The sequence below is a fragment of the Gemella sp. GH3 genome (assembly GCF_013415425.1).
Classification (GTDB): domain Bacteria; phylum Bacillota; class Bacilli; order Staphylococcales; family Gemellaceae; genus Gemelliphila.
On sequence record NZ_JACBYC010000132.1, the window covers coordinates 1 to 14,072 of the forward strand.

Genomic DNA, 14,072 nt, shown 5'->3' on the forward strand with positions numbered 1-14,072 from the left:
ATATATCATAGTAATAAGCCATAAAACTAAAATGATTATGGATAATATTCTATTAGGGTATATATTGTATTTAGCTGAAAAAGATAACGGATTATATACTAGTAAAACTATTAGTAAAATAGCTATTATTGTTTGGATATTACTTATTATTTTGTATGATAAGTTAAATGTTTTTTTCGTTCCAATAACATATAAAACTAAGAATCCAACAGTAGCTATAATAATCACACAAACTAATTCCATTATATTTAAAGGTATAAAAGGATTAGCTAGTGGTGTATAAAAGTACATAAATAAATATAAGATATAGACAAATAGCAATTGTTTACCTATATAAAAGAAATTCATTATTTATCCTCCTATTTTTCTTTGTGAAATATTGTACCTAAGTAGTAACCTATAAATGAGAAAATAATAATTAAAATAATTATTATGAAAACAGATTTGTTAAACACAAATAACAAAGCTATTGATATTATAATAGACATAATAGGAATAGTAATATTTCTACCATAAATGTATGTAACTACTAAATTTGTAGAAAATGCAAAGAATACAGAAGATAAAATTATAAAGAATGCAACTTTATTAATTGTCTCTGTGTTGGCAAATTTTAATATAATCATAGGAAAAATTATATATTCTATAATGAATAACACTGCAGTTGCAGGGAGTATATATTTATTTTTCATTTGTATGCTCCTATTAAATTTATTTAACTAATTATAACATAAACATTAATTTTTTGTATAATTCATAATTTAAAATTAATTTTTATGTTTTAATATTTTATATAATTTTTATTAATAATTCATATATTTTCATAATATATAATCAAAATAATATTTTAGTTTTACCTTGTTAAATTAATGAAATTAAAGTAAAATTATAGTATCAAACTAATATAAGGAGAATAAATTATTATGTCAAAAGTACATGTATTTGATCATCCGTTAATTCAACATAAGTTATCTTTTATTCGTGATGTAAAAACTAGTTCTAAAGATTTTAGACAGTTAACAAATGAAGTAGGTATGCTTATGGGTTATGAATTAACAAGAGATTTACCTTTAGAAGATGTTGAGGTGGAAACACCTATTCAGACAACAACTTGTAAAAAGTTAGCAGGAAAGAAAATAGTATTTGTTCCTATTTTGCGTGCAGGTCTAGGGATGGTAGATGGCTTAATGGCTCTTTTACCAGCAGCTAGAGTAGGACACGTGGGTCTATATAGAGATCCAGAAACTCTTCAGCCACATGAATACTTTGTGAAAATACCTAGTGAGCCAGAGAAGAGACAATTTATAGTAGTTGATCCTATGCTAGCTACTGGGGGTTCAGCTATTGCAGCTATAGATTCTTTGAAACAAAGAGGAGTTACTGACATAAAATTTATGTGTCTTATTGCCGCTCCAGAAGGAGTTAAAGCTCTTCAAGATGCACATCCTGATGTGGAAATTTATATCGCAGGTTTAGATAGTCATTTAAATGATCATGGATATATTGTTCCGGGATTAGGGGACGCAGGAGATAGAATTTTTGGGACTAAATAAAATTTTGAGATTACTTGAAAACGTCTTAAGAAAGTAATATAATTGTTATATATCTGTTTTTTGAAAATAGGTAATTATAAAATATAAAAAAGGAGAAGAGGTGAGCAAGAATATATGCACGAGCAAACTTATCTCATCACAAAGCTATTTGGAACAGATATTACGCTAAATATTCCTAGTGCCTTTGCCACAATATTAACATGTATTATTACATTTTTGGTAGCAGTGTATTTAACGAAAAAAGTAGACTTGAGACCAAATAGCAAAAGACAAAATCTAGCAGAGATTGTAGCTGATTTAGTAAAAAAAGTTATATCTGAAAATGTTAGTTGGTCTAAGTACGGTAGAGGTATGTGGGCTATGGGATTAACTCTAATTTCATTAATAGCTGTATCTAACTCTATTGGGGTTATTGTTGAAATCAAATACGATAATGTTTTATATTTAAATTCGATTACAGCAGACCCAACATTCACATTTACTATGGCAGCAACTTTTATACTATTTACTCACTATTATGGGTTGAAGCATAAAGGTACTAAGCACTATTTTGGAACATATACTTCAAATGGAGCTATGCTTACGCCATTTAAGATTATAGAAGAGTTTGTAAATTTGCTAACTCTATCACTGCGTTTGTTTGGTAATATTTACGCAGGAGAAGTTCTATTAGGACTATTAACAGGATTAGCAACAGTTACTGCATTGTCGGTAACAGGCGTGCTGTCTGGATTTGTAGGAATAGTAGGTTTAGTTATATGGAAAGGATTCTCATTCTTCATTGGGTTTATCCAATCATATATCTTTATAAGCATGGTGTTTATCTATTTATCACATAAAGTGGCAGATGAACATTAAAAATAATTCATAATATATTAAATATAAAATTTTTGGAGGTATTAAATTATGGGATTATTAGGAGCAGGTATAGCTGCAGGATTGGCGGCTTTAGGAGCAGGATTAGGTAACGGTCTTTTATTCAGTAAGTATATGGAAGCGTCAGCACGCCAACCAGAACTTGAGCCAAGATTTAGAAGTAGTGCAATGATGATGTTCGCCCTTGTAGAAGCATTACCAATTCTTAGTATAGTTGTAGCGTTTATACTAGCATTCATCTAAAAATTAATAATATAGCAGATAAACAAATACTAAGATAGGAGAACGGTTAATTATGGTAAAAGATTTACTATTCTTAGCTACAGAGCATTCTTCTCATCAAGGAGTCAATATTGGAAATATCATTGTTAACATATTAGCTTTTATTATTCTACTAGTATTATTAAAAAAATATGCGTGGGATAAATTATTAAATATGTTAGAAGAACGTCAAAAACTTGTAGAAAGTCAACTTGATGATGCTGAACGTAATCAGGCAGAAGCCTTGGAGTTATTAAGACAAAATCAAGAAAAACTAGCAAACGCTCAAGCAGAAATTAAAGAAATGATGGAAAAAGCTAGAGAACAATCTAAAATTGAAAAAAATTCAATTTTAAACGATGCTAAAGAACAAGCAGGATTGTTAAAAGAAAATGCTAGACGAGACATAGAAGACGAGAAAAACAGAGCTATTGATGAGATTAATAAACAGATAGCAGAGCTTTCTGTATTAGTTGCTTCAAAAATTATTGAAAAAGAACTTGATGCTAATACACAAGGTGCTCTTGTAGATAAAATAATAAAAGAGGTAGGGAACAAGTAATGAGTAAGTCGATTTTAGCTAATAGAATAGGGAAAACACTATTTAATATAGCTAAAGAGAATGACGTATTATCTTTAGTGGATAATGATTTAACTGAAAGCTCAAAAGCTATTCTAAAAGAAGATAGTTTCATTACTTTAATGAATAACCCTAATATTAGTAAAGAAAAAAAATGTCAAATTATTGATAAATCATTCGAAAATGTTAATAAATATGTTCGTAATGCTATCAAAATATTGGCAAATAATTTGAATATAAAATTAATAGAAGATGTAGTAGAAGTATTTAATAATATGAACAATATCTTCAATAACAGATTAGTAGCTAAAGTAGAATCAGTTTATGAATTAAGTGATGATGAACTTTCTAGATTAGCAACAACTATAAAACAATTGTTTAATTTAGACGAAGTTGCAATTGAGAATGTAATTGACGAATCTTTAATAGGTGGGCTTAAAATTTCTTATAATGGGAAAGTTATTGATGCTAGTATTAAAGGTAAAATTCAAGAATTACAACAAAAACTTGCTACTTTATAAAGTCTAAAAATTAGTTTAAGGAGGGACATAGATGGCTATAAAAGCTGAAGAGATTAGTGCATTACTAAAATCTCAAATAGAAGATTATCAGTTTGAATTAAAGTCAACGGATGTCGGAACAGTAATAGAAGTTGGAGATGGTATAGCTAGAGTATACGGTCTTAATGAAATAATGAGTGGAGAGCTAGTAGAATTCCCAAAAACAGGAGTAATGGGTCTAGCTCAAAACTTAGAAGAAACTAATGTAGGTATAGTTATCCTAGGTCCTACAACGCATATTAAAGAAGGAGACGAAGTACGTAGAACTGGACGTGTTATGGACGTACCTGTGGGTGAAGAACTTATCGGTCGAGTTGTTAATCCTTTGGGACAACCAGTAGATGGTCGCGGAGCATTAGAGACTACGAAACGCCGTCCTATAGAATCTCCAGCAGTAGGAGTAATGGGACGTAAGTCAGTATCTGTACCTTTCCAAACAGGTATTAAAGCTATAGACTCTTTAGTTCCAATCGGAAGAGGGCAAAGAGAATTAATAATAGGTGATAGACAAACAGGAAAAACGTCAGTTGCTATAGATTCTATTCTTGCACAAAAAGGACAAAATATGATTTGTATTTATGTTGCAATAGGACAAAAAGAATCTACAGTTAGAAGTGTTGTTGAAACATTAAGATCACATGGAGCAATGGATTATACTATAGTTGTAACAGCATCTTCATCACAACCAGCACCATTACTTTATATAGCACCTTATGCAGGGGTAGCTATGGCTGAAGAATTTATGTTTAATGGTAAAGATGTAGTAATAGTTTATGATGATTTATCAAAACAAGCAGCAGCTTATCGTGAATTATCATTACTACTGAAAAGACCACCAGGGCGTGAGGCATATCCTGGGGATGTATTCTACTTGCATAGTCGTTTGTTAGAGAGAGCAGCTAGAGTTAATGAGGATTTCGGTGGAGGTAGTATAACTGCCCTACCATTTGTAGAAACACAAGCAGGGGATATTTCTGCATATGTACCTACTAACGTTATATCTATAACTGACGGACAAATATTCTTGCAATCAGATTTATTCTTCTCTGGAGTTAGACCAGCCATAAATGCAGGTTTATCAGTTTCTAGGGTAGGTGGATCTGCTCAAATTAAAGCTATGAAGAAAGTTTCTGGAACATTACGTCTAGACTTAGCTTCTTATAGAGAGTTAGAAAGTTTTGCGCAATTTGGATCAGATTTAGATCCTGCTACACGTGCAAAACTAGATCGTGGACAAAGAACGGTAGAAGTTTTGAAACAAGATTTGCATAAACCTATTCCAGTAGAAAAACAAGTTATGATACTTTATGCATTAACTAAAGGTTATTTAGATGATGTTGCGGTAAAAGATATTCATAGATTTGAACAGGAATTGTATAGTTATTTAGACGCAAATCCAAATGAAGCTATTAAACATATTCAAGAGACTAAAGATTTACCTAGTCCAGAAGTAATGAATGAAGTTATAGAATCGTTTAAAAAAACTTTCTCTTAATGTAATTAGAAAAGGCGGTGAATTAGTTGGCATCACTTAGAGATATAAAAAATAAAATAAACTCTACAAAAAAAACAAGCCACATTACTAAGGCAATGGAAATGGTATCTACTTCTAAATTAATGAAAGCACAAGCTAATGCCGTTAAATTTACGCCTTATATGAAAAAGATGCAAGAGGTTATAACTACAATCTTTTCTAATAACAATAGTATAAAACATCCTATGTTAGATAAGAGAGATGTTAAGAAAACACTATATGTAGTCATTACAAGTGATAGTGGATTGTGTGGAGGATTTAATTCTAACGTAATACGTAATCTTGTTAATACAGTAACTAATAGACATAATAATAAAGATGAGTACGGTATTTTAGCTATAGGAAATTATGGAGCAGAATTTTTTAGAAAAAATAATTTTCCTATAATTGATAGTTATAGAGATTTACCAGATGAACCTAGTTTTTCTAATGTGAAAGAAATTACTAGTAAGGTAGTAGGTTATTATGAAGATAAATCTTATGATAAAGTGTATCTTCATTACAACCATTTCGTAAGTATGATTTCTCAAGTAGTTACAGAAGAACAGGTATTACCAATAGAAAATACAAATAAATTATTAGATAAAAATGACAGTTCTTTATTAGGTAATTATAAATTTGAACCTAATGAAGTAGAAGTATTGAGTATAATATTACCTCAATATGCAGAAAGTATGATTTACGGTAGTATTTTGGATAGCAAGGCGAGTGAACATTCTGCTCGTAAAACAGCTATGAAAAATTCTACAGATAATGCAGAAACAATTATCGATACACTTTCTATAAAATACAATCGTGCTAGACAAGCAGCAATTACACAAGAAATAACAGAAATTGTTAGTGGTGCAGCGGCAACACAATAATTTCTAGAAATTATGAAAGGAGAGGCTACCAGAAAAGTAGCAAGGAACATAATGAACAAAGGTTATATTCTCCAAGTTACAGGACCTGTAGTAGATGTTCAATTTGAAACAGGTCATATGCCTGATTTATTAAATGCACTAGAAGTGTATATTGATAGAGGCGACGGAAATAGAGAAAAATTAGTACTGGAAGTATCTCTACACATAGGAGATAATGCAGTTAGAACAATAGCTATGGCTTCTACTGATGGATTAAGTAGAGGAACAGAAGTTATAGATACAGGAGGACCTATAAGTGTCCCTGTAGGTAACTTTACACTTGGAAGAGTGTTTAATGTTTTAGGAGAAGCTGTGGACAATAAAGAAAATGCAGGAGCTGATGTTAAGAAAGATTCTATACATAAAGAAGCTCCAAGTTTCGAAGAGTTATCAACACAAGTAGAAGTTCTAGAAACAGGAATAAAAGTTATAGATTTATTAGCTCCATACATAAAAGGAGGAAAAATAGGTCTGTTTGGAGGAGCAGGTGTTGGAAAAACAGTTCTTATCCAAGAGCTTATTAATAACGTAGCTCAACAACACGGTGGTATTTCTGTTTTTACAGGAGTAGGAGAGCGTACTCGTGAGGGTAATGATTTATACTATGAAATGAGTGACTCAGGAGTTATTAATAAAACTGCCATGGTGTTTGGTCAAATGAATGAACCACCAGGAGCACGTATGCGTGTAGCTTTAACAGGTCTTACAATGGCGGAACATTTCCGTGATGAAGAAGGGCAAGACGTATTGTTATTTATTGATAACATCTTCAGGTTTACACAAGCAGGGTCAGAGGTATCAGCCCTATTAGGACGTATGCCATCAGCGGTAGGGTATCAACCTACTTTAGCAACAGAAATGGGACGATTACAAGAACGTATAACATCAACTAAAAAAGGATCTGTTACATCAATTCAAGCAATTTATGTACCAGCTGATGACTATACAGACCCTGCACCAGCGACTACATTTGCTCACTTAGATGCAACTACAAACTTAGAGCGTTCACTAACAGAAATGGGTATTTATCCTGCTGTTGATCCTCTTGCATCTACTTCGAGAGCATTATCTCCAGAGGTAGTAGGAGAGGAGCATTATGAAGTGGCTACAAGTGTTCAAAGAACACTTCAAAAATATCGTGAACTTCAAGATATTATTGCTATCTTAGGTATGGATGAACTTAGTGATGAAGATAAGAAAACTGTAGATAGAGCTCGTCGTATTCAATTCTTCTTATCACAGAATTTCCACGTTGCAGAACAATTTACAGGTCAACCAGGATCTTACGTACCAGTTTCTGAATCAGTAGCAGCATTTAAAGATATATTAGAAGGAAAATATGATCATATACCAGAAGATTGTTTCCGTCTAGTAGGAGGAATAGAAGACGTTTTAGAAAAAGCTCGTAATTTAGGTGTTGAAGTATAAATTTAGGAGGTAATATATGGCTACTATGAAAGTAAGTATTGCTACTCCTAATGGTGAAATTTATAATGATCAAAATATCCATATGGTTTCTATGGAAACTCACAGTGGAAGTATAGGTATTATGGCAAACCATGAGCCATTAGTAACAACTTTAAAAATAGGTGTTCTAAAAGTTATAAAAGAAGATAAAGAGGAAATTTATTTTGCGGTTAGTGAAGGTTTTGTGGAATGTCATGGAATAGAAGTTTCTATACTTGTTCAGACTGCTGAGCAAGATTGCGATATAGATAAAGATTGAGCAGAGCGTGCTAAAGAAAGAGCAGAAGAACGAATTTCAAATGCTTCCAAAGATACAGATATAAAAAGAGCACAAATCGCTCTGGCTAAATCTATAGCACGTTTAAAAGTAGCAAAATAAAAATGTTAAGTACGGCATACTGCTGTACTTAACATTTTTTGTTTATACTGCATTTTAATAAAAATAAATATTAATATTCTAATTAAATTTGATAATAGACTATATACTATGATATAATTTCTAAATATTATTTTTAAGGAGGAAAAGTTATGAATATTGCATTATTTACAGACACTTATTATCCTGAAATAAATGGTGTTGCAACGTCTGTTCATCAATTAAAAATTGGATTAGAATCTGCTGGTCATAATGTGTATGTTTTTACCACTACTAATCCAGATATGCAAAGGGAAGACAAAGAGTATAGAATTAAGAGTGTACCGTTTATATTTATGAAAGATAGACGCTTTAGTTTCCCTATTTACTATAAATGGTTGAAAATAGTAAAAAAATTAAATATAGATGTAATTCATACCCATACAGAATTTTCATTAGGTATTTTAGGTCTGAGAATAGCAAAGAAGTTAAATATAAAACATATACACACGTATCATACAATTTATGAAGAGTATATTCATTATTTGAAGTTGCCTAAAAATAAATATACTGTTAATTTTGTGAAAAATTCTACAAAATATTTTTGTAATAAAGCATATGAAATTATTGCTCCTACTGAGAAAACAAAAAATTTACTTATATCTTATGATGTTAATACTAATATAACGGTAGTCCCTACAGGAATAGATTTAACAAAGTTTGAAAATACAGATATGGAATATATTTTTAAATTAAGAAAAAAGCTAGATATCCAAGAAAAAGATGTAGTATTAGTTAGTATAGGACGTCTATCTAAAGAAAAAGGAACAGATGAAGTTATACTTTATTTTTCTAAGTTACTTGAAAAACATAAAAATATAAAACTTATTATAGTGGGAGATGGCCCTCACAAATATGAATTAAAAGAATTAGTAAATAGATTAAAAATAACTGACAAAGTTAAATTTACTGGTTATATATGTTGGGATAAAATTCAAAATTATTACTGCTTAGGAGATATATTTGTTTCTTGTTCAACTAGTGAGACTCAAGGATTGACTTATTTAGAAGCTGTCGCTAGTGGACTTTATCTACTTGTACGAAAAGATGATAGTTTGGATGATACTTTTATTAATGATGGTATTGGATATCAATTTTGTTCTTATGATGAGTTTAGTTATTTTTATGAGAAGTTATTATTACACATAGATAAAAAATTAAAAAACAGTGTTTCAGACAAGTACACTCAAAAAGGTTATACACAATCTATACTGAATATATATAACAAAGAGGAGCAAAGTAGTGATTAAAAGAAATAGTATAGAAATTTTATTTTCAATAACTTTTTTGGCTATATTTTTGTTTATAGCTATTAGTTTTAATAAGGGGATTTTTTTCGGTATTGATTTTGAAGTTTGGGAGTTTATAACAAATATAAGAAATGAGCTGTTAAATAAAATTATAATTAATTTTACTCATTTAGGTGATTCGTATTTTCTATTTTGTTTAGTTGCTATTGTTTCTATAATTTTAATTTTTAAATATGGGAACTATAAGGAAGCTATATGGCTTATTATAACTACATTATTTGGAGCTGCTATATTGAATAAGTTATTAAAAAATTATTACGCTAGGCCTAGACCATTTGTTGATGATTTAGTAACTAATCTTGTAGACGTTACAGGATATTCTTTTCCTAGTGGTCATTCTATGGGCTCAACGATAGTGTATTTGTCAATAACATATATAATAGTTGATAAAGTGAATAACAGTAACATTAGATATATAATCTATACTTTTAGTATTATGTTAAGTATCTTTATTTGTTTTAGTAGAGTATACTTAGGAGTTCATTATCCTACTGATGTCATAGTAGGTTATTTTCTCGCTCTCAGTTGGGTTGTTATGTCAGGGGTTGTTAATAATTTATTAAAAGATAGGGGGAATAATAATTGATTAGATTAGCTAGGGAAGAAGACATTGAAAAAATATTAAAAATTTACACTATAGCACGTTGCTTTATGCGTAAAAATAACAATCGTTCACAATGGGTAAATAATTATCCATCTAAAGAGTTACTTATTGAAGATATTTCAAGGAATCAATTGTATGTACAATGTGATAACGATGATATTTATGGTGTATTTGCATTTATTATAGGGGAAGATATTACTTATAATTTTATAGAAGGAAATTGGTTGAATAACGATGTTTATGGAACAATACATCGTACAGCTAGTGATGGAACTAGAAAAAATGTTATGAGAGATTGTATAAATTTTTGCAAATTACAAATTGATAATTTAAGAATAGACACTCATAAAGATAACGGTTTAATGCAAGAATTAATTTTGAAAAATAATTTTAAATATTGTGGTATTATATATGTATCTGACGGTAGTCCTAGGTTGGCTTATCATTATGAGAAATAAGAACTATTAATAAATAAAATATTGTTTTATCAATCGCTTTAATTTTTAATTGATATATGTTATCATTAAGAATATAATTTATGGGAGGATCCTAATATATGAATAAAAATATAACATTTAAAGGTACACCTGTAACGGTGCAATACAAAGGGATTGATGTAAATAGTGTATGTCCTAATTTTAGAGCTGTTAAGAGTGATATGACAGATTTCGATTTAGAAAATTATAAAGGTAAGGTTTTGGTTATTAACTCTTTTCCTTCTATAGATACAGGGATATGCGCGATGCAGACTGTTCGCTTTAATAAAGAAATGGCTAATTACAAAGATTTAGTAGCAATAACAGTATCAAAAGATTTGCCTTTTGCACTTGGTAGATTTTGTGCTAACAATGGGATAGAAAATGCAGTAACAGTTTCTGATTATAAATATCGTGATTTTGAAAATAACTTAGGTGGGCTTATAAATGAGTTGGCTCTATTAGCTAGACAAGTTATTATAGTTGATAAATCTGGTGTTGTACGCTATGTAGAGTTAGTAGAAGAAGTAGGAAGCGAACCTAATTATGAAGAAGCATTAAAAGTAATAAAATCATTATTATAGGAGGTTTTATGTCTGAAAAATTAAAATACATAAAAAATAATAGTAAAGATAAATTACAAATTAATGATTTAATAAAGCTGGGATTATATAATTTATTATTAATAATTTTAATGGGAGTGGGAGTAGGAGTATGTGCAGTTGTTATTTCTCTGTTATTTGCAGGTAAACTATATTTTTCTATTTTTACTACAGTAGGGACAGGATTGTTTGCTGCACCAGCATTCACTTTGATATTTCATAAAATTAATAAGAATAACGCTATTTTAATAACTACAGTTATATCTGGATTGTTTTTATTATTATCAGGACACGTAGCTTTAGCTTTTCCTATAACTGTTTTATTTGGCTTTATTGCAGAGTACTATTTTAGAAAAGGTAATGAATATCTTTCTTATCAATGTTTTACATTAGGAGGAATAGGAACGGTTATTCCATTATATTTTATGAAATCGAGTTATATAGAGCATCTTCAAGCTAGAGGGTATAGCCAAGAAAAAGTTGATTTCATTATGTCTAATTCTAGTTTGGAAATATTTATAATTATGATTATAGCTACAATTTTCTCTACATTATTAGGTACTTATATCAGTAGAAAACTTTATTTCAAAAATTTTGAAAAAGCAGGATTATAATATGTGCGTAAAGTTGGATATACGTTCTAAAATAATTTTACTTTTAGTAGCTAATGTTTTGATGTTTAAAAAAATGTCTGTTTATGAGCATTTGTTTGTAGCTACCTTTTTTACTTTTTTTATAGTTTTACTTTTTGAGTACAAAAGTGCCATAAGAATATATAGTTTTTATTTGTTATTCACAATATATGAAATTTATTTTGCAAAATATGTTACTCTTGCCGTAGTAGATAATTTTTTGTTGTTAAGCTCGCTTATGTTTAAGACTATATATTTTCCTATTTGTTCAGGAATAATATTGGTTGGAAGTTCTAAAGTTTCAGAGTTAATAACTTTTTTACGCAGTATAAAAATTCCGAGAAGTATTATTATAGTTTTAGCAGTCATTTTTAGGTTTTTTCCTGCTATGGCAACAGATTATAAATTAATAAAAAATTCCTTGAAATTAAAGGGAATAGGTGTTAGTAATTTTTATTATTTTCGCCATCCTATCAAATTTATAGAATATGTTTTTGTCCCGTATGTAATAATAAGTACTAATATTGCAAATGATTTGTCGATATCTTGTTTGTGTAGAGGTATTGATAATAATCAAAATTCTACTTCGATTATAAAATTATCTTTTAGGTATCAGGACTATTTATTTTTAGGGATATTATCTATACTTGTTGTATATGTAGGAGTGAGATTTTGATTGATTTTAAAAGTTTTAATTACAAATATGATAATTCAGAACAAATGAATATAGAAGATTTAACACTAAATATTCAAAAAGGAGAATGTATATTAATTACTGGTAATTCTGGTTGCGGGAAGACTAGTTTATTAAGGATATTAAATGGACTAGCTCCCCACTATTATAGTGGTGGTTTTAGTGGAGAATTTAGAATTGCAAACTTAGGTATAGGAGATAGCATTTCTGAATTTTCGAAAATAGTAGGTAGCGTATTTCAAAATCCTAAAAATCAATTTTTTCATTTAGATTCTACTAGTGAATTGGCATTTAGTATGGAAAATTTCGGTTTTACTCCACAAGAAATATTATCTAAAATAAAGTTTATATCTCAGAAGTTTAATGCGGAGAATTTATTAGATAGAAATATATTAGAGTTGAGTGGTGGAGAAAAGCAGAAGCTTGCTTTTATGGCTAGTATGATGCTAGATGCGGACATATATGTTCTTGATGAGATAACTAGTAATCTTGATTTGAAATCTATAAAATTAATTGCTGATATTATTAAAGTGTTAAAAGATAATGGGAAAACTATAGTAATTGCTGAGCATAGAATATATTATTTGCGTGATATAGTTGATAGAATGTACATATTAAAAGAAGGGAAGCTACTACATCACGTTGATAAATATCAACTAAAGGATTTTGATGGTACACATTGTCATACTAGACAATTAGATCTCAAGAAGGTAGTAATAAAAGAAAAAGAACAAAAAAATTATAAAAAAGATTATTTAATATTAGAAAACGTAAGTTATAAAGTTAATAATAAGGATATTGTTCATAAAAGAGAAACATTTTCTACGGGAAATGTATATGCTATTATAGGAGAAAATGGTTGTGGAAAAACTACATTTGCTAATGTAATTTCAGGTTTTGTAAAACATAAAGGTAACATTATATTAGATGGACAAGTAATCAACAAAAATAATTTGCTAAAGAATTGCTTTCAAGTTATGCAAGATGTAAATTATCAGCTTTTTACTAATAGTGTTGTTAATGAGTTGAAATTAGGATGTAAAGATTTCGATAATTTTGATTATGTTATTGATAAACTAAATATAAGAAATATACTTGATAGACATCCTAATACCTTGTCTGGAGGAGAGAAGCAAAGAGTAGTTATAGCTTCTGCAATTTTATCGGAGAAAAAAATATTAATTTTCGATGAACCTACTAGCGGATTAGATTATAAAAATATGATATATTTGTCTAATCTTATCCGTAATGTTAGTAAAGAAAATGATGTTGTTATTTTTGTAATTACTCACGATTATGAATTTTTATGTAATGTTGCAGATTCTGTATTAATGTTTGATACTAATGGAATTTCAGAAAGTATTGAAGTTATAGAAAAAAATAAAAATAAAATTTTATCATTAATGAATTAGATATTTATATCAATAGTTTTAAAATACAAAAGACTTGTCTTTTGTATTTTTTATTTTATATTACATTAATTTTAAATTTAATATTATTAATTTTTCTAAAGGTATTATATTTTTTAAACATAATTTATATTCAGTGATTTTAAAATAATTATATTTATATTTTTTACTATTAATTTCATGCTAAATATTAATAC

At 29.1% G+C, this 14,072-nt stretch carries 18 protein-coding genes and 1 pseudogene; 18 read left to right on the forward strand and 1 reads right to left on the reverse strand.

Going from position 1 to position 14,072, the window contains the following annotated elements:
* Positions 1 to 283, forward strand: a 283-nt coding sequence (locus tag HZY83_RS05540; RefSeq protein WP_218925351.1) for a hypothetical protein, incomplete at its 5' end; no start/stop codon positions are given.
* Positions 284 to 359: 76 nt separating this feature from the next.
* On the opposite strand, the gene HZY83_RS05545 is transcribed toward HZY83_RS05540, so the two are convergent.
* Positions 360 to 692, reverse strand: a complete 333-nt coding sequence (locus HZY83_RS05545) for a hypothetical protein (RefSeq protein WP_179943069.1) — start codon at positions 690 to 692, stop codon at positions 360 to 362.
* A 231-nt stretch (positions 693 to 923) separates the two neighbouring features.
* Between HZY83_RS05545 and upp the strand changes: the two genes are divergently transcribed.
* The 17 genes and pseudogenes from upp to HZY83_RS05625 all read left to right on the forward strand — a co-directional run bounded on the left by upp (position 924) and on the right by HZY83_RS05625 (position 13,878).
* Positions 924 to 1,553 (forward strand): uracil phosphoribosyltransferase, encoded by a 630-nt coding sequence (upp, locus tag HZY83_RS05550; RefSeq protein WP_179943070.1) that lies wholly within the window; start codon positions 924 to 926, stop codon positions 1,551 to 1,553.
* Positions 1,554 to 1,667: 114 nt separating this feature from the next.
* Complete coding sequence (atpB, locus tag HZY83_RS05555) at positions 1,668 to 2,411, forward strand: F0F1 ATP synthase subunit A (protein ID WP_179943071.1); 744 nt, start codon at positions 1,668 to 1,670, stop codon at positions 2,409 to 2,411.
* A 48-nt stretch (positions 2,412 to 2,459) separates the two neighbouring features.
* Positions 2,460 to 2,672 carry a F0F1 ATP synthase subunit C gene (atpE, locus tag HZY83_RS05560; RefSeq protein ID WP_179943072.1) on the forward strand — a complete coding sequence of 71 codons (213 nt, stop codon included), beginning with the start codon at positions 2,460 to 2,462 and terminating at the stop codon, positions 2,670 to 2,672.
* Positions 2,673 to 2,724: 52 nt separating this feature from the next.
* A complete protein-coding gene (gene atpF / locus HZY83_RS05565; RefSeq protein ID WP_179943073.1) occupies positions 2,725 to 3,252 on the forward strand; it encodes a F0F1 ATP synthase subunit B in 528 nt (175 codons plus the stop codon).
* Positions 3,252 to 3,791 carry an ATP synthase F1 subunit delta gene (gene atpH / locus HZY83_RS05570; protein ID WP_179943074.1) on the forward strand — a complete coding sequence of 180 codons (540 nt, stop codon included), beginning with the start codon at positions 3,252 to 3,254 and terminating at the stop codon, positions 3,789 to 3,791. Before atpF ends, atpH begins: the two co-directional genes overlap by 1 nt.
* Positions 3,792 to 3,822: 31 nt before the next feature.
* Entirely contained in the window at positions 3,823 to 5,325 is a 1,503-nt protein-coding gene (gene atpA / locus HZY83_RS05575) for a F0F1 ATP synthase subunit alpha (protein ID WP_179943075.1), read from the forward strand.
* A gap of 26 nt (positions 5,326 to 5,351) precedes the next feature.
* On the forward strand, positions 5,352 to 6,227 hold the full coding sequence (gene atpG, locus HZY83_RS05580; RefSeq protein WP_179943076.1) for an ATP synthase F1 subunit gamma: 876 nt from the start codon (positions 5,352 to 5,354) through the stop codon (positions 6,225 to 6,227).
* 51 nt (positions 6,228 to 6,278) lie between these two features.
* Complete coding sequence (atpD, locus tag HZY83_RS05585; RefSeq protein WP_179943077.1) at positions 6,279 to 7,694, forward strand: F0F1 ATP synthase subunit beta; 1,416 nt, start codon at positions 6,279 to 6,281, stop codon at positions 7,692 to 7,694.
* 16 nt (positions 7,695 to 7,710) lie between these two features.
* Positions 7,711 to 7,992 (forward strand): ATP synthase F1 subunit epsilon, encoded by a 282-nt coding sequence (gene atpC, locus HZY83_RS05590; RefSeq protein WP_228098463.1) that lies wholly within the window; start codon positions 7,711 to 7,713, stop codon positions 7,990 to 7,992.
* Positions 7,993 to 8,004: 12 nt separating this feature from the next.
* Positions 8,005 to 8,112, forward strand: a pseudogene (locus HZY83_RS08465) (ATP synthase delta/epsilon chain alpha-helix domain-containing protein); the annotation flags it as partial.
* A 149-nt stretch (positions 8,113 to 8,261) separates the two neighbouring features.
* Positions 8,262 to 9,398 carry a glycosyltransferase family 4 protein gene (locus HZY83_RS05595; protein WP_179943078.1) on the forward strand — a complete coding sequence of 379 codons (1,137 nt, stop codon included), beginning with the start codon at positions 8,262 to 8,264 and terminating at the stop codon, positions 9,396 to 9,398.
* Complete coding sequence (locus tag HZY83_RS05600) at positions 9,391 to 10,044, forward strand: phosphatase PAP2 family protein (protein ID WP_179943079.1); 654 nt, start codon at positions 9,391 to 9,393, stop codon at positions 10,042 to 10,044. Before HZY83_RS05595 ends, HZY83_RS05600 begins: the two co-directional genes overlap by 8 nt.
* Positions 10,041 to 10,520, forward strand: coding sequence for an N-acetyltransferase (locus HZY83_RS05605; RefSeq protein ID WP_179943080.1), 480 nt, complete (start codon positions 10,041 to 10,043; stop codon positions 10,518 to 10,520). Before HZY83_RS05600 ends, HZY83_RS05605 begins: the two co-directional genes overlap by 4 nt.
* A 98-nt stretch (positions 10,521 to 10,618) precedes the next feature.
* Positions 10,619 to 11,122: a thiol peroxidase gene (gene tpx / locus HZY83_RS05610; RefSeq protein WP_179943081.1), complete on the forward strand. Its 504-nt coding sequence runs from the start codon at positions 10,619 to 10,621 to the stop codon at positions 11,120 to 11,122.
* Positions 11,123 to 11,130: 8 nt separating this feature from the next.
* Positions 11,131 to 11,754 carry an MptD family putative ECF transporter S component gene (locus tag HZY83_RS05615; protein ID WP_179943082.1) on the forward strand — a complete coding sequence of 208 codons (624 nt, stop codon included), beginning with the start codon at positions 11,131 to 11,133 and terminating at the stop codon, positions 11,752 to 11,754.
* 1 nt (position 11,755) lies between these two features.
* Positions 11,756 to 12,448, forward strand: a complete 693-nt coding sequence (locus tag HZY83_RS05620) for an energy-coupling factor transporter transmembrane component T (protein WP_179943083.1) — start codon at positions 11,756 to 11,758, stop codon at positions 12,446 to 12,448.
* Positions 12,445 to 13,878, forward strand: a complete 1,434-nt coding sequence (locus HZY83_RS05625) for an ATP-binding cassette domain-containing protein (protein WP_179943084.1) — start codon at positions 12,445 to 12,447, stop codon at positions 13,876 to 13,878. Before HZY83_RS05620 ends, HZY83_RS05625 begins: the two co-directional genes overlap by 4 nt.
* Positions 13,879 to 14,072 lie beyond the last annotated feature (194 nt).